16 protein-coding genes are annotated in these 14,544 nt (G+C 65.9%); 11 read left to right on the forward strand and 5 right to left on the reverse strand.

Translation table 11 applies throughout. From position 1 onward, the window contains the following. Window positions 1-10 precede the first annotated feature (10 nt). From FOA17_RS14300 to FOA17_RS14330, 7 genes are all read left to right on the forward strand, one after another. Window positions 11-478: a YbaK/EbsC family protein gene (locus FOA17_RS14300; protein ID WP_149142180.1), complete on the forward strand. Its 468-nt coding sequence runs from the start codon at window positions 11-13 to the stop codon at window positions 476-478. Window positions 479-551: 73 nt separating this feature from the next. Beyond that, entirely contained in the window at window positions 552-1,103 is a 552-nt protein-coding gene (locus FOA17_RS14305; RefSeq protein WP_149142181.1) for a TetR/AcrR family transcriptional regulator, read from the forward strand. Window positions 1,104-1,127: 24 nt separating this feature from the next. After that, window positions 1,128-1,469 (forward strand): DMT family transporter, encoded by a 342-nt coding sequence (locus FOA17_RS14310; RefSeq protein WP_149142182.1) that lies wholly within the window; start codon window positions 1,128-1,130, stop codon window positions 1,467-1,469. A 102-nt stretch (window positions 1,470-1,571) separates the two neighbouring features. Next, on the forward strand, window positions 1,572-2,045 hold the full coding sequence (locus FOA17_RS14315) for a DUF2852 domain-containing protein (protein WP_149142183.1): 474 nt from the start codon (window positions 1,572-1,574) through the stop codon (window positions 2,043-2,045). A gap of 68 nt (window positions 2,046-2,113) precedes the next feature. After that, window positions 2,114-2,560 (forward strand): RDD family protein, encoded by a 447-nt coding sequence (locus FOA17_RS14320; RefSeq protein ID WP_238991828.1) that lies wholly within the window; start codon window positions 2,114-2,116, stop codon window positions 2,558-2,560. Between the two features lie 104 nt (window positions 2,561-2,664). Continuing rightward, window positions 2,665-3,513, forward strand: a complete 849-nt coding sequence (locus FOA17_RS14325) for an arginyltransferase (RefSeq protein ID WP_149142184.1) — start codon at window positions 2,665-2,667, stop codon at window positions 3,511-3,513. Then, window positions 3,510-3,902 (forward strand): VOC family protein, encoded by a 393-nt coding sequence (locus FOA17_RS14330; RefSeq protein ID WP_149142185.1) that lies wholly within the window; start codon window positions 3,510-3,512, stop codon window positions 3,900-3,902. Before FOA17_RS14325 ends, FOA17_RS14330 begins: the two co-directional genes overlap by 4 nt. 55 nt (window positions 3,903-3,957) lie before the next feature. Here FOA17_RS14330 and FOA17_RS14335 read toward each other — a convergent pair whose 3' ends face one another. Beyond that, window positions 3,958-5,841 (reverse strand): PhoX family protein, encoded by a 1,884-nt coding sequence (locus FOA17_RS14335; protein ID WP_149142186.1) that lies wholly within the window; start codon window positions 5,839-5,841, stop codon window positions 3,958-3,960. 442 nt (window positions 5,842-6,283) lie between these two features. Here FOA17_RS14335 and FOA17_RS14340 point away from each other — a divergent pair, with 442 nt between their 5' ends. Together FOA17_RS14340 and ilvN are read left to right on the forward strand one after the other, a co-directional pair. Next, complete coding sequence (locus tag FOA17_RS14340) at window positions 6,284-8,050, forward strand: acetolactate synthase 3 large subunit (RefSeq protein ID WP_149142187.1); 1,767 nt, start codon at window positions 6,284-6,286, stop codon at window positions 8,048-8,050. A 72-nt stretch (window positions 8,051-8,122) separates the two neighbouring features. Beyond that, a complete protein-coding gene (gene ilvN / locus FOA17_RS14345) occupies window positions 8,123-8,683 on the forward strand; it encodes an acetolactate synthase small subunit (protein WP_149142188.1) in 561 nt (186 codons plus the stop codon). Window positions 8,684-8,744: 61 nt separating this feature from the next. On the opposite strand, the gene FOA17_RS14350 is transcribed toward ilvN, so the two are convergent. The 4 genes from FOA17_RS14350 to FOA17_RS14365 form a co-directional block, all read right to left on the reverse strand. Next, entirely contained in the window at window positions 8,745-9,518 is a 774-nt protein-coding gene (locus FOA17_RS14350; RefSeq protein WP_149142189.1) for an enoyl-CoA hydratase-related protein, read from the reverse strand. Between the two features lie 80 nt (window positions 9,519-9,598). Beyond that, window positions 9,599-10,045, reverse strand: coding sequence for a cytochrome c-type biogenesis protein (locus FOA17_RS14355; protein WP_149142190.1), 447 nt, complete (start codon window positions 10,043-10,045; stop codon window positions 9,599-9,601). A gap of 4 nt (window positions 10,046-10,049) precedes the next feature. Then, the gene (locus FOA17_RS14360; RefSeq protein ID WP_149142191.1) at window positions 10,050-12,017 is read right to left on the reverse strand and encodes a heme lyase CcmF/NrfE family subunit; all 1,968 of its coding nucleotides are present in this window, start codon (window positions 12,015-12,017) and stop codon (window positions 10,050-10,052) included. 97 nt (window positions 12,018-12,114) lie between these two features. Then, entirely contained in the window at window positions 12,115-12,552 is a 438-nt protein-coding gene (locus tag FOA17_RS14365; RefSeq protein WP_149142192.1) for an Lrp/AsnC family transcriptional regulator, read from the reverse strand. A gap of 111 nt (window positions 12,553-12,663) precedes the next feature. Here FOA17_RS14365 and rocF point away from each other — a divergent pair, with 111 nt between their 5' ends. Then, entirely contained in the window at window positions 12,664-13,590 is a 927-nt protein-coding gene (gene rocF, locus FOA17_RS14370; RefSeq protein ID WP_149142193.1) for an arginase, read from the forward strand. Continuing rightward, window positions 13,590-14,534, forward strand: coding sequence for a citrulline utilization hydrolase CtlX (gene ctlX / locus FOA17_RS14375; RefSeq protein WP_149142194.1), 945 nt, complete (start codon window positions 13,590-13,592; stop codon window positions 14,532-14,534). Before rocF ends, ctlX begins: the two co-directional genes overlap by 1 nt. Window positions 14,535-14,544: the final 10 nt, after the last annotated feature.

Here is a 14,544-nt window from a genome sequence, read left to right on the forward strand (position 1 = left end):
GAGGTCTGCCATGTCGAAATCGCTTGCCCGCGTCAGCGCCGCCCTTGCCGCGGCGGGGCTGGACATCACCCCCTTCGAGATGGGCGATTGCCGCACCGCCCAGCAGGCCGCCGAGGCCGCGGGCTGCGGGCTGGACCAGATCGTGAAGTCGATCCTGTTCGCCGGCGTCGGTTCGGGGCGGCTTTATCTGTTTCTGACCGCCGGCGGCAATCAGGTGGACCCGGCCAAGGCATCGGCCCTGGCGGGCGAGGCTCTGGGCCGCGCCGATGCCCGCCAGGTGCGCGAGGTGACGGGCTTTGCCATTGGCGGGGTCAGCCCGGTCGGGCATCTGACGCCCAGCCCCGAATTCCTCGACCCGCGGCTCCTGGATTTCGCGGTGGTCTGGGGGGCGGCGGGCACGCCGCGCCACATCTTCCCCATCGACCCGCGCGATCTCTTGCGCATCACCGGGGCGCGGCAGGCCGATTTCACTGCCTGACATACCGTAGGGTATTTTTCTTGACGACAAAGATACCGCGCGGTATCCAGAACATACCCAACGGTATGATCCCATGTCAGACGCGCATCGCAAGGCCAAATCCCCCGACCAGACGCGCCGCGCCCTGCTGGATGCGGCGGCGGCGCTGGCCTTGGCGCAGGGGGTGGCTGGCTTGTCCCTGCCCGCCGTGGCCGAGGCTGCGGGACTGACCAAGGGCGCGGTGTTTCACCATTTCGGATCGCGTCAGGGGCTGATCGACGCGCTGTGCGACGATCTGATCGCGCGGATCGACACCGAGCTGGAGGAGGCGCTGGCGCGTGATGACGGCGGCCCCGGCACCTTTACCCGCGCCTATGTGACCTGCACCTTCGCGCCGCGCGGCCAATCCTCGCCCTGGTCGGCGCTGTCGCTTTCGGCGCTGACCGATCCCGCCCTGGCGCGGATCTGGACGGGCTGGCTGCGCGCCCGGCTGACGCGCCACGCCCGGACCGATGACGACCCGCGGCTGGAACTGGTGCGGCTGGCGACCGACGGCTATTGGCTTGCCTGCCTGCAAGGTCTGCCGCCCGACGACCCCGGCGCGCTCTGTCGTCGCCTGATCGCCGCCACCCGCGCCTTCCCCTGATCCCCGGTTCCGAAAGCTGCCGCCATGACCCTGACCGCGACCTATGTGATCCTTGCCATCGCCATCGCCTTTGAGGTGGCAGGCACCACGCTTTTGGCGCAGACCGCGCAATTCACCAAGCCCCTGCCGACCGCCGGCATGGCGATCTGCTATGCCATCGCATTTTACTGCCTGGCGCGGATCACCGGCGTCTTGCCGGTGGGCATCGTCTATGCGCTGTGGAGCGGGCTGGGCATCGTCTTTATCGCCGCGCTGAATTTCGTGCTGTTCCGCCAGGCGCTCGATCTCTGGGCGCTGATCGGGTTGGGGCTGATCCTGGCGGGGGTAGTGGTCATCAACACCCTGTCGCGCAGCGTCGTGCATTGAATGTGAAATAGTTTTACATCCACCCTTGACGCTGGGGCGGCGGCTTCCCATCTGCTTCAATGTGAAAGACGTTCACATGCAATGCCAACCGGGAGACCGCCGATGTATACCGCCTCGCCTGCCGCTCCGTCCGCCGCTCTCGGCGGCCGCCCCAACCCCCTGCGCCGCGCCGCGGACTGGCTTGACGGCCATGGCCGCAAGGCCTGGATCGTGGCCATGGTGCTGGGTTTCGTCACGCTCTGGCCGGTGGGCCTGGGGTTGCTTGCCTATATGCTCATGACCGGGCGGTTCAGCCGCCACAGCTTTCAAGGAGATCGCCAGATGTTCTGCCGCCACGGCGCACACCGCCACCAGTTCGGGTTCCGTTCCTCGGGCAATTCGGCCTTCGACGCCTACAAGGCCGATACGCTGAAGCGTCTTGAGGATGAACAGACCGCCTTCGAGACCTTCCTGCAACGTCTGCGCGACGCCAAGGACAAGCAGGAGTTCGACCGTTTCATGGACGAACGCGCGACCCGCGCCTCCGAGCCGAAGGCCGAGGCCGACGGGGATGCGCCGGCGCCCGGCGCCTATTGACCCGACCCGAGGGGGGGCGCCCGCGTCCCCCTTTTTCCTGCCCTGCCCTGCCTTGATGGATCTGCGCCATGTATGCCGTGATTGACATGCCCCGCCTGCCCGACCCCGAAACCCAGCCCGAATTCTATGCCGGCACCGCCACCAAGCGGGCGATGGCCTGGGTCATCGACGTGATCATTCTGGGCGCGCTGACCGCGCTGGCCAGTGTGCTGACGCTGGGCGTGGGGCTGTTTTTCCTGCCGGTGGTCTATGTCACGCTGAGCTTTCTCTATCGCGTCGTCACGCTGGCAGGAGGATCTGCCACTCTGGGGATGCGGGTGATGAATATCGGCTTTCTGACCCGCAATGGCGACCGCTTCGATCTGGCCCATGCGCTGCTGCATACGATCGGCTATACGCTGTCGATCGGCACGCTGCTGGTGCAGCTTCTGTCGATCGCGCTGATGCTGACCTCGGCGCGCGGTCAGGGGCTGACCGATCATGTGTTGGGCACGGTGGTCATCAACCGGCCCTGACACGCGATCCAAGGTGCAAAAATCCGGCTTGGCGGGCGGGCGATGCCTTGCTAGCATTCGCCTCGACACCCACCCCTCAGCCCGCCTTTCAGCACCCGGACCAGATGCGCCACACGGTTCCCATCGCGCCGCAATTCTATGTAACGGCCCCGCAGCCCTGCCCCTATCTGGAGGGGCGGATGGAGCGCAAGCTGTTCACCGCGCTTCAGGGCGAACAGGCGCAGCGGCTGAATGACAGCCTGTCGAAACAGGGGTTCCGGCGCAGCCAGAATGTGCTCTACCGCCCCTCTTGCGCCGAATGTTCGGCCTGCCTTTCGGCGCGGATCCGGGTCGCGGATTTCACCCCGAACCGCACGCAGAAAAAGCTGATGCGCCGCAACGCCCATCTGCGCCGCAACGCCACAAGCCCCTGGGCCACCGAAGACCAGTATCAACTGTTCCGCCGCTATCTGGATCATCGCCATGCCGATGGCGGCATGGCCGATATGGACATCTTCGAATTCGCCGCGATGATCGAGGAAACCCCGATCCGGTCGCGGGTGATCGAATATACCCGCCCCGCGCGTGAGGGCGAGCGCGGGCGCCAGTTGGCCGCGGTCAGCCTGACCGATGTCTTCGATGACGGGCTGAGCATGGTCTACAGCTTTTACGACCCCGATCTCGCGGGGGACAGTCTGGGCACCTATCTGATCCTCGATCATATCGACATCGCGCGCGAGGCCGGTCTGCCCTATGTCTATCTGGGCTATTGGGTGCCGGGCAGCCGCAAGATGGGCTACAAGGCGCGGTTCAATGCGCTGGAGATTTACAAGGGCTCTGCTTGGCAGGATCTGGGCGACCCCGAGGATCACAGCGCCGAGCTGCATCCGCTTTCGGTCGATCCGATCGCCGAACAGGTCGCCCGCATCGCCCTGCCCGATTCCCGGCCCGAGCCGCGCCAACCAGCCGAATGATGCGTCTGGCCGCGCTGTCGGTCATCGTGCCCGATTACGCGGCGGGGCTGGATTTCTATGTCACCCGTCTGGGTTTCACCCTGCTGGAAGATGTGGATCAGGGGCACAAACGCTGGATCACCATCGCGCCGCCGGGCGGGGAACAGGGCTGCCGCATCGTGCTGGCCCGGGCCGAGAACGCGGCGCAACAGGTCACCATCGGCGCGCAGGGCGCAGGCCGGGTCTGGCTGTTTCTGGAAACCGACGATTTCGCCCGCGATCACGCGCGGATGCTGGCCGCCGGCGTGGTTTTCGAGGAAGCCCCGCGCCACGAAGCCTATGGCATCGTCGCGGTCTGGCGCGACCCGTTCGGCAATCGCTGGGTTCTGCTGGAACGGCGGGGCGCCTGAAACGGCAAGGCCGCGGCAGGTTGCCCCGCCGCGGCCGTCTTTCGTCAGGTCAGGATCAGCCGAAGACCGCGCCGTCGGTGCGGCGGATGGCGATCAGCGTCGAACGCGGCAGGCCGCCTGCCATATCGGGGAAATCGCCGCCCGGATGCTGGATGCCGACAAAGACCGTCCGGCGATCCGACGACCAGGTCAGGCCCGTGACCTCCGCCCCTTTCGGCGCGGTCAGGAAGCGTTCGATCCGCCCCGAGGCCGGGTCGCCCACCAGCATCTGATTGTTGCCCTGACCTGCGAAATCGCCCTCATTGCTGTCTTCGCCATCGGTCTGGATCCACAGCATCCCGTTCGAGTCGAACATCATGCCATCGGGCGAGTTGAACATATTGCCGGCATTGATGTTGGACGAACCGGCATAGGCATCCTGATGCGCCTCGGGGTTGCCGGCCATCACGAACAGATCCCATTTGAAGCTGTCGGCGCCGTGATCCTCATCCGCCGGATACCAGCGGACGATCTGGCCGTAATGGTTTTCGGCGCGCGGGTTCGGGCCGCCGACCGGGGTCTCGTCGCCGCCGGCATTCGGCTTCTTGCCGCGGTTCTTGTTGTTGGTCAGCGCGCAATAAGCCTCGATCGCGCGGGGATTCACCGCGACCCATTCCGGGCGGTCCATCGTGGTGGCGCCCAGTTTCGACGCGGCCTGGCGGGTATGGATGCAGATTTCCGCCGCCGTCATGCCGGTCGCCTCGGGCGTCAGCGCCATCCAGCTGCCGGTGCCGTCCTCGGCGAATTTCGCGACGTGAAGCTGGCCCTTGTCGAGCAGCGTCGCGGTATCGCCGCCCGCCTCGTAGCTGTCGGTCGAGACGAATTTATACAGGAACTCGCCGCGCTCATCATCGCCCAGATAGACCACGACGCGGCCATCGCGGGCCAGGGTCACAGCGGCGTTTTCATGTTTGAAACGGCCAAGGGCGGTGCGCTTCACCGGGGTCGATTCCGGGTTGGCCGGGTCGATTTCCACCACGTAGCCAAAGCGGTTGGGCTCATTCACGTTCTTGGCCAGATCGAAGCGCGGGTCGAACTGTTCATAGCCATAGACCGATTCCGCCTCGATCCCGTAGCGGGCAAAGGTTTCGGGCAGCGCGATCTCCAGATTGGTGGAGCCGAAATAGCCGTTGAAGTTTTCCTCGCAGGTCAGATAGGTGCCCCAGGGCGTCTTGCCGGCGCCGCAATTGTTCAGCGTGCCCAGAACCTCGGTGCCGGTCGGATCGGCGGGGGTGCGCAGCAGTTCGTGCCCGGCGGCGGGGCCGGTCAGACGCATCGGCGTGTTGTGGTGGATGCGGCGGTTGAAGGGGCTGTCCTTCACGATGGCCCAGCCTTCGGGCGCCTCGGCCACTTCCATCACCGTGACGCCTTGCAGGTTTTGCAACAGACGCACATCGGCCTCGGATTTCACCTTTTCTTCCTGCTCCTTGGGCAGGTTGATCTCGGGGTTCACATATTCATGGTTCACCGCGATGACCTGACGGCCCCGGATGTTGAACAGTTCCACCCCGTCGGTGTTTTCACCAAACACCCGGTCCGAGCCCTGCGCCGGCACACCCTTGGCCGCGTCAAAACCCGGCGCATCGGAAAACAGCGCATCGCCCCAGCGGGCCAGCGGCTTCCATTCATATCCTTCCGGCACATGCACCGTGCCATCGGTCGCCACCGGCAGCGGCGCAAAGGCGAAACGCGCATTGGCGGTCGCGGCCTCGGCGGCGGTGGAGCGCAGCAGCGTTCCCATCACGGCCGCGCCCGAGCCGAAGGCCACCAGACCCGACAGAAAGCCCCGGCGCGACAGGCCGCGCGCGACGATGCGGTCGAAATCGGTTTCCTCGGCGCGCGGGCTGCGGGCCTCGTCGAAGGCGTCAAAGGAAAAGGGTTCGTGGCGGGTCTCGGTCATTTCTGGCTCCTGCGCTTGCATGCCGCCCCCTTGTATCGGGGTGCTGGGGGTTGCCTAATCCGCCCGGGTGACAGCCATGTTGCGGTCTTGTGAAGCTTCCATGTCGCCCGGAACGCCGGCGAGTCGCCCCCTGCCCCGGCATGTTTTGCGAATCTTGCGGCGGAATGGCGCATCCTTGGAATAAAAGTTCAAGTTTCGCCCCGACCGAGACACTTTCCATGCGGATTTGGCATTGACGCCCCCGGCAGAGGCCCATAAGGTCCGGCGCATCGAAATGCTCACGAAGGGGGACGCCATGGGCGCGCTTCTCGTCATCGTAAGGGACAGGCGCATGGGCCGGTAACGGCAGACCATTCCGGTTCCCCATGCGCCCCCGAGGAAATCCTCCGGGGGCTTTTTCGTATCCACCGCCGCGGCGAAGCGGCACAAGGGAAGTTGAGAGATGACCAAGGCGAATGCGGGCACCATGTCGGGTGCGAAGATGATCGTGAAGGCGCTGAAGGATCAGGGGGTGGAGGTCGTCTTCGGCTATCCCGGCGGCGCCGTTCTTCCGATCTATGACGAGATTTTCCTGCAAAACGACATTCGCCACGTCCTTGTCCGCCACGAACAGGGCGCCATTCACATGGCCGAGGGCTATGCGCGTTCGACCGGCAAGCCGGGCGTGGCGCTGGTGACCTCGGGCCCCGGGGCGACCAATGCGGTGACCGGGCTGACCGATGCGCTGCTTGATTCGATCCCGCTGGTGGTGCTGTCGGGCCAGGTGCCGACCTTCATGATCGGCACCGACGGGTTCCAGGAGGCCGATACGGTGGGCATCACCCGCCCCTGCACCAAGATGAACTGGCTGGTGAGGGATACCGAGCGGCTGGCCGAGACCATTCACACCGCCTTTCATGTGGCGACCTCGGGCCGCCCGGGGCCGGTGCTGATCGACATTCCCAAGGATGTGCAATTCGCCACCGCCGACTATGTGGCGAAGGAAAAGGTCAAGGCCTCGCATTACCAGCCGCGGGTAAAGGGCGATATCGACCAGATCACCCGGCTGGTGGAACTGCTGGAAAAGGCCGAACGCCCGATCTTCTATACCGGCGGCGGGGTGGTGAATTCCGGCCCGGCGGCAAGCCAGCTTCTGCGCGAACTGGTGGATGCGACCGGCTTTCCGATCACCTCCACGCTGATGGGCTTGGGCTCTTATCCGGCGTCGGGCCAGAACTGGCTGGGCATGCTGGGGATGCACGGGCTTTATGAGGCCAATCTGGCCATGCATGGCTGCGATCTGATGATCAATATCGGCGCGCGCTTCGATGACCGGATCACCGGGCGCGTGGCCGATTTCAGCCCGCATTCGGTCAAGGCCCATATCGACATCGACCCCTCGTCGATCAACAAGGTGATCCGGGTGGATGTGCCGATCATCGGCGATGTGGGGCATGTGCTGGAAGACCTGCTGCGCGTCTGGAAATCGCGCGGGCGCAAGGTGAACAAGGATGGCCTGGCGAAATGGTGGAAGCAGATCGCCGAATGGAAGGCGGTGAACTGCCTCGATTTCAAGAACAGCGACAAGACCATCAAGCCGCAATATGCGCTGCAACGGCTGGAGGCGCTGACCAAGGGGATGGATCGCTACATCACCACCGAGGTCGGCCAGCATCAGATGTGGGCGGCGCAATTCCTGGGCTTCGAGGCGCCGAACCGCTGGATGACCTCGGGCGGGCTGGGGACGATGGGCTATGGCCTGCCGGCCTCGATCGGGGTGCAGATCGCGCATCCCGAGGCCCTGGTGATCAACGTCGCGGGCGAAGCGTCCTGGCTGATGAACATGCAGGAAATGGGCACCGCGATGCAATTCCGCGCCCCGGTCAAGCAGTTCATCCTGAACAATGAACGGCTGGGCATGGTGCGGCAGTGGCAGGAATTGCTGCATGGCGAGCGCTACAGCCATTCCTGGTCGGAAAGCCTGCCCGATTTCGTGAAACTGGCCGAGGCCTTTGGCTGCAAGGGCATCAAATGCAGCGATCCGAAGGATCTGGATGACGCGATCATGGAGATGATCCGCTATGACGGCCCGGTGATCTTTGATTGTCTGGTGGAAAAGCACGAAAACTGCTTCCCCATGATCCCGTCGGGCAAGCCGCATAACGAGATGCTGCTGGGCGAGGCCGAGACACAGGGCGTGATCAAGGCCGGCGGCGCGGTGCTGGTGTGACATGTCGCGGGGGGGGCTGTCTGCCCCCCGCACCCCCCGAGGATATTTCTGAACAGATGAAGGGAGGGCCGGATGTCGGCGCTCAATATCACCAAGGGCTCCACGAGCCATTCCGCCTATGACCTGCGCGATCCCTATGCCGAGGTGATCGAAAGCCATACGCTTGCCGTCATCGTCGCCAATGAAAGCGGCGTGCTGGCGCGGGTGATCGGGCTGTTTTCGGGTCGCGGCTACAATATCGACAGCCTCACCGTGGCCGAGGTCGATCACGAAGGGCATCGTTCGCGCATCACCATCGTGACGCGCGGCACGCCGCAGGTGATCGAACAGATCAAGGCGCAGCTGGGCCGGCTGGTGCCGGTGCATGAGGTGCATGACCTGACGGTGGAAGGGCCCAGCGTGCAGCGCGAACTGGCGCTGATCAAAGTGGCGGGCAAGGGCGAGCAGCGGATCGAGGCGCTGCGGCTGGCCGAGATCTTTCGTGCCAATGTGGTGGACAGCACGCTGGAAAGCTTTGTCTTCGAGATGACCGGCACCCCGGAAAAGATCGACGCCTTTGCCGAGCTGATGCGTCCGCTGGGCCTGCGCGAAGTGGCGCGGACCGGCGTCGCCGCCCTGTCGCGCGGGGTCTGAGCGCGATCAGGCCCCCGGCAACGGGGGCCTTCGACTTTTCGCAGAAAAGTCGGGCGCGGGTTCAGGCGCCGGTGAAGCGGGGGGCGCGTTTCTCCAGAAAGGCCGCCACGCCTTCGCGGAAATCGGCGCTTTTGCCGGCCTCGCCTTGCAGGCGCGCTTCAAGGGCCAGTTGGTCGGGAAGATCATGATCCCAGCTTTGGCGCAGCGCCTGTTTCAGCGCGCGATAGGCCCCGGTCGGGCCTTGCGCCAGGTGGGCCGCGCGCGCGGCGACATGGGCGGCAAAGGCATCATCGGCCACGCATTCATAGATCATGCCCCAGCTTTCCGCCTGACGCGCGGTGATCTTGTCGGCAAAGAGGCAGGCCCCCATGGCGCGGGCGGCGCCGATCTGGCGCGGCAGCCACCAGGTGCCGCCGGCATCGGGAATGAGGCCGATCCGGGTGAAGGCCTGGATGAAGCTCGCGCTTTCCGTGGCGATCACCACATCGGCGGCCAGGGCGAGATTGGCCCCCGCCCCGGCCGCCGCGCCATTCACCGCCGCGATGGTGGGCAGCTTGCAATCGTAGATCGCCTTCAGCAGCGGCACATATTCGTCATTCAGGATCTGCTCGAACGGCACTTCGGCGCCGAGGCTCTGCGCATCGGCCAGATCCTGCCCCGAACAGAAGGCGCGCCCGGCCCCGGTGATGACGATCACCCGCGCCTCGGCCTCGGCCTTGCGCAGGGCGGCCAGCATGTCTTGCCGCAGCGCGGAGGACAGCGCGTTCATCACCGTGGGGCGATTGAGCGTGATCGTGGCGATACCCGCCTCGAGCGTCAGAAGGATCGGGTCCATGGCGGGCCTTTCATCGCAGTTGCATGCCGGAACGCGCCGACCCTAGCGGGCCTGCGCAACGGGGCAACCGGAACGGCGCGTCACTCCTTCAGAATCTCGCGCAGGCGGGCTTCTTCCTCGGGGGTGAGGGCGGCGGGTGCGGGGGCCTGACGGCGGCCGCGCAGCCAGAGCGCCGCCGCGCCACCGCCCAGGATCAGCATCCCCGGGCCGGCCAGCCACAGAAGCCAGTTCGCCCCGCTGGCGCGCGGCTCGAACAGCACAAACTCGCCGTAGCGATCGACGATGTAATCCACCACCGCGTCGTCGCTGTCGCCCGCCACCAGCCTTTCGCGCACCAGAAGCCGCAGGTCGCGGCTGATCGTGGCATTGCTGTCGTCGATATTCTCGCCCTGGCAGACCGGGCAGCGCAGCAGTTGCGAGATGGCCCGCGCGCGGGCCTCCAAGGCGGGGTCGGGCAGCATCTCGTCGGGTTGCACCGCGAAGGCGGGGCTGGCGAGGAAGGCGAGCAGGATCAGGGCCTTGCGCATGTGTTCACTCCGCCGCGACGGCCTGGGCACGCCGGGCGCCCGCCGCCACACGATAGCGGCGGTCGCTGAGCGACATCAGCCCGCCAAGCGCCATCAGGCCCGCGCCGATCCACAGCCAGTTGGCAAAGGGTTTCCAATAGGCGCGCACCGCCCAACCGCCGCTCTCTTGCGGGTCGCCGATCACCAGATAGATGTCGCGGAACAGCCCGTAATCCAGCGCGGCCTCGGTCGTGGGCATGGCCTGCACCGGATAGACCCGCTTTTCGGGATGCAGGGTCGCGACGGCCTTGCCATTGCGCGTGACTTCCATCGTGGCAGAGGTGGAGAGGTAGTTCGGCCCCTCTTCCTCATGCACCTCGGCCAGTTTCACCTGATAGCCGTGCAGATCGAAGCTTTCGCCGACCTGCACCACCTTGATGATCTCGGTCGCCCAGCCATTCATCGCGGCCACGGCAAAGATCGTGACGCCAAGCCCGGCATGGGCGCTGGCCCTGCCCCAATCGGCGCGCGGCAGGCGGGTCAGCCGGGCGAGCCGGGCGGCAAATGCGCCGCGCCCCGTGCGGGTCCAGAGGTCAAGCAGCGCCCCCGCCACCACCCAGAGACCGAGGCCCGCCCCCACCGGCACCAGAGCCGAACGGCCGGTCTGCATGGCATAGACCAGCGCGGCCACCGCGAAGGCCAGCGCCGCCACCGGCAGCAACTGCCGCATCACCCGGCCGGCCTGGGCGCGTTTCCAGGGCAGCATGGCCCCCAGCGGCAACAGCAGCGCCAGCCCGATCATGAAGGGCGAGAAGGCCGCGTTGAAGAAGGGCGCGCCCACGCTCAGCTTGCGGTCCCACAGGAGTTCGGCGACCAGCGGCCAGACCGTGCCCACGAAGACCACGAAACTTGCCACCGCCAGCAGCAGGTTATTGGCCACCAGCGCGCTTTCGCGGCTGACCATGGCGAAGATGCCCTTCGCCTCCATCGCCGAGGCGCGCAACCCGAACAGCAGCAGCGCCCCCCCCATGAACAGGCCGAGGATGATCAGGATGAACACCCCGCGTTCGGGATCCGAGGCAAAGGAATGCACCGACGTGATGACACCCGAGCGCACGATGAAGGTGCCGATCAGCGAAAAGCCGAAGGCGAGGATGGCCAGAAGGATGGTCCAGGCCTTCAGGCTTTCGCGCTTTTCCACCACGATGGCGGAATGCAGCAGCGCCGCGCCGAAAAGCCAGGGCATGAAGCTCGCGTTTTCCACCGGATCCCAGAACCAGAACCCGCCCCAGCCCAGTTCGTAATAGGCCCACCACGAGCCAAGCGCGATGCCGATGGTCAGGAAGATCCAGGCGGCCAGCGTCCAGGGCCGCACCCAGCGGGCCCAGGCGGCATCAATCCGCCCCTCCAGCAGCGCGGCGACGGCAAAGCTGAAAGCCATGCTCATGCCGACATAGCCGAGATAGAGGAACGGCGGATGGAAGGCGAGGCCCGGGTCTTGCAGCAAGGGGTTCAGATCCTCGCCGTTGAACGGCGGGGTGACCAGCCGCAGGAAGGGGTTGGAGGTGAACAAAAGAAAGGACATGAAGGCCACACCGATCAGCCCCTGCACCCCCAGCACCCGCGCGCGCAGGCTTTGCGGCAACTGGCTGCCGAACAGCGCGGCACAGGCGCCGAACAGCGCCAGGATCAGCACCCAGAGCAGCAGCGACCCTTCGTGATTGCCCCAGACGCCCGAGATTTTATAGAGCATCGGCTTGTCGGTATGGCTGTTCAGCACCACCAGCCGCAGCGAGAAATCCGAGGTCACAAAGGCCCAGGTCAGCGCGCCGAAAGCCACCGCCACCAGCATCAGTTGCACCACCGCCGCGGGTTCGGCCACCGCCATCCAGCCGCGCCAGCCGCGCCACGCGCCCACCAGCGGCAGCACCGCCTGCGCCAGCGCGACGCCAAGCGCCAGCACCAGCGCGAAATGCCCAAGCTCAACGATCATGCCGGTCTCCCCTGTTCGCGGCGCGATCATAGGCGAAAGCCCGCGCCGCCGCCATGGGGCTGCGCCCACCTGTCGCAACCCTGCGACAGATGGGCGGTCAGACCGGCTTGCGCCCGGCCTTGCGCGTGGAAAGCAGCAGGTTGGTCTCGGAGGTCATGACGCCCTCGACATTGCGGATGCGGTGAATCACCTCGTCCAGTTCCAGCAGGGTCTGGGTCGCCAGTTCCACGATCATGTCCCATTTGCCATTGGTGGAATGCACGTTCATCACCGCCGGCAGGCCCGACAGCCGCGCCATGATCTTTTCGCCGCCGCGCCCCTCGATCCCGATCATCATCAGCGCCCGCACCGGCGCCGCCGTCACATCGGCGCGGGTAACCACGGTAAATCCCGCGATCTCGCCGCGCAGCATCAGCCGTTCCATCCGGCTGCGCACCGTGGCGCGGGTCAGGCCCAGCCGGTCGGCCAGATCGGAAAGCGAAGCCCGCCCGTCGCGGCGCAGCTCTGCCACAAGGCGGAGGTCAACATCGTCCATTTCGATACCTTGCCTGACCGTTTGGGGCAAATCATGATACATTTCGATCATATCACTATGGAAATCACCACCATTCGGCAAGAATTTTTCAGGGAACAGGAGAGCAAAGCCATGACCAGGACCATTTTCATCGGTGCCCCGATCGACAGCGGGCAACGCCGCCCCGGCTGCCTCATGGGGCCGGCGGCCTATCGTGTCGCGGGGCTGGCGCAGGTGCTGCGCGATCTGGGCCACGCGGTCGAGGATTGGGGCGATGTCGCCCTGACCGACCTGCCCGAGGCGCAGTGCGCCAATCCCGCGGTCGATCAACTGCCCGAGACGCTGGGCTGGACCATGGCGCTGACCGAACGGGTCGATGACGCGCTGGCGGCGGGCGGCTTGCCCATCGTGCTGGGCGGCGATCATTCACTGGCGCTCGGGTCGGTGGCGGGGGCGGCGCTGAATGCCCGCCGTCTGGGGCGGCCGCTGTTCCTGCTCTGGCTTGATGCGCATAGCGATTTCCACACGCCGATGACGACGACCAGCGGCAACCTGCATGGCACGCCGGTCGCCTATATCGCCGGTCGCGACGGGTTCGACGCCTTTCCGCCCTTCCCCGCGCCGATCCCGGCCGACCGGATCTGCCTGTTTGGCATCCGTTCGGTCGATCCGGCGGAACATGCGGCGCTGTTGCAGCATGACATCGCGATCAACGACATGCGCGTGCTGGATGAACAGGGCATCGTCGCGCCGCTGCGCAGCTTTCTGGAACGGGTGCGCGCCATGGGCGGGCTGTTGCATGTCAGCCTGGATGTCGATTTCCTCGACCCCTCCATCGCACCGGCGGTTGGCACCACGGTGCCCGGCGGCACCACCTTCCGCGAGGCGCATCTGGTGATGGAGCTTTTGCACGAATCCGGGCTTGTCACCTCGCTTGATCTGGTGGAGCTGAACCCCTTTCTCGACGAACGCGGCCGCACGGCGAAACTGATGGTCGATCTGGTCGCCTCGCTGATGGGCAAGAAGGTGTTTGACCGCCCGACGCGGAGCTTTGCCTGATGCGCCGCAATCTGCTTCAGGCACCCGAGGCGGTGGTGATGATCCGGCCACATGCCTTTCATCCCAACCCCGAAACCCGCGCCGACAATGCCTTTCAGCGCGACAGCGCCGAGGCCGCGACGCAGATCGCCGCCCGTGCCCGCGACGAGTTCGACGCCGCCGTGGCGATCCTGCGGGACCGGGGCGTGGCGGTGCATGTCTTTGACGATGACGGCCGCCACGACACGCCCGACAGCGTGTTTCCGAACAACTGGTTCTCGACCCATGTCGGCGGCCATGTGGCGCTTTATCCGATGCATGCGCCCAATCGCCGCCGCGAACGGCGCGGCGATGTGGTCGAGATGCTCAAGACCCGCTACCGCGTGCAGGATGTGATTGACTATTCCGGTCTGGAACAGGACGGGCTGGCGCTTGAGGGCACCGGGGCCATGGTGCTCGATCATGTCGGTCGCATCGCCTATACGGTGCGCTCGCATCGCGCCGATCCGGTCGCGCTGGAGCGGTTCTGCACCCATTTCGGCTATGAACCCATGGTGTTCGAGGCCCGCGATACGCAGGGGCGCGAGATCTATCATACCAATGTGCTGATGTGCATCGGCACCGAACTGGCGCTGGTCGGGCTGGACATGGTCACCGACCCCGCCCGCCGGGCCGAGATCGCCGCGCGTCTGGCCGAGGGCGGGCGCGAGGTCATCGCGCTGTCCGCTGCCGAAATCGCGGGCTTTGCCGGCAATGCGATCGAACTGTCGGGCGCCGATGGGCGGTTTCTGGCGCTGTCGCGCTGCGCGCATGACAGTCTGACGCCCGAAAACCGTGCGCGCATCGCCGCGATCCTGCCGATGCAGCCGCTGGCGGTGCCCACCATCGAACTGGCCGGAGGATCGGTGCGCTGCATGATCGCCGGCATCCACCTGACCCCGCGCGCCCAAGCGGCCGCCGCCTGAGGATTTTGCC

Source organism: Gemmobacter caeruleus (assembly GCF_008271655.1).
In the GTDB taxonomy this organism is placed as follows: domain Bacteria; phylum Pseudomonadota; class Alphaproteobacteria; order Rhodobacterales; family Rhodobacteraceae; genus Gemmobacter; species Gemmobacter caeruleus.

Bases quoted from the DNA above. Each gene is read 5' to 3' on its own strand.
- ctlX (WP_149142194.1), top strand. From the start codon at position 13,590: ATGCGCCGCAATCTGCTTCAGGCACCCGAGGCGGTGGTGATGATCCGG.
- FOA17_RS14340 (WP_149142187.1), top strand. From the start codon at position 6,284: ATGACCAAGGCGAATGCGGGCACCATGTCGGGTGCGAAGATGATCGTG.
- FOA17_RS14320 (WP_238991828.1), top strand. From the start codon at position 2,114: ATGTATGCCGTGATTGACATGCCCCGCCTGCCCGACCCCGAAACCCAG.
- FOA17_RS14305 (WP_149142181.1), top strand. From the start codon at position 552: ATGTCAGACGCGCATCGCAAGGCCAAATCCCCCGACCAGACGCGCCGC.
- FOA17_RS14335 (WP_149142186.1), bottom strand. From the start codon at position 5,841: ATGACCGAGACCCGCCACGAACCCTTTTCCTTTGACGCCTTCGACGAG.
- rocF (WP_149142193.1), top strand. From the start codon at position 12,664: ATGACCAGGACCATTTTCATCGGTGCCCCGATCGACAGCGGGCAACGC.
- FOA17_RS14365 (WP_149142192.1), bottom strand. From the start codon at position 12,552: ATGGACGATGTTGACCTCCGCCTTGTGGCAGAGCTGCGCCGCGACGGG.
- FOA17_RS14315 (WP_149142183.1), top strand. From the start codon at position 1,572: ATGTATACCGCCTCGCCTGCCGCTCCGTCCGCCGCTCTCGGCGGCCGC.
- FOA17_RS14360 (WP_149142191.1), bottom strand. From the start codon at position 12,017: ATGATCGTTGAGCTTGGGCATTTCGCGCTGGTGCTGGCGCTTGGCGTC.
- FOA17_RS14325 (WP_149142184.1), top strand. From the start codon at position 2,665: ATGCGCCACACGGTTCCCATCGCGCCGCAATTCTATGTAACGGCCCCG.
- FOA17_RS14330 (WP_149142185.1), top strand. From the start codon at position 3,510: ATGATGCGTCTGGCCGCGCTGTCGGTCATCGTGCCCGATTACGCGGCG.
- FOA17_RS14300 (WP_149142180.1), top strand. From the start codon at position 11: ATGTCGAAATCGCTTGCCCGCGTCAGCGCCGCCCTTGCCGCGGCGGGG.
- FOA17_RS14355 (WP_149142190.1), bottom strand. From the start codon at position 10,045: ATGCGCAAGGCCCTGATCCTGCTCGCCTTCCTCGCCAGCCCCGCCTTC.
- FOA17_RS14350 (WP_149142189.1), bottom strand. From the start codon at position 9,518: ATGGACCCGATCCTTCTGACGCTCGAGGCGGGTATCGCCACGATCACG.
- FOA17_RS14310 (WP_149142182.1), top strand. From the start codon at position 1,128: ATGACCCTGACCGCGACCTATGTGATCCTTGCCATCGCCATCGCCTTT.
- ilvN (WP_149142188.1), top strand. From the start codon at position 8,123: ATGTCGGCGCTCAATATCACCAAGGGCTCCACGAGCCATTCCGCCTAT.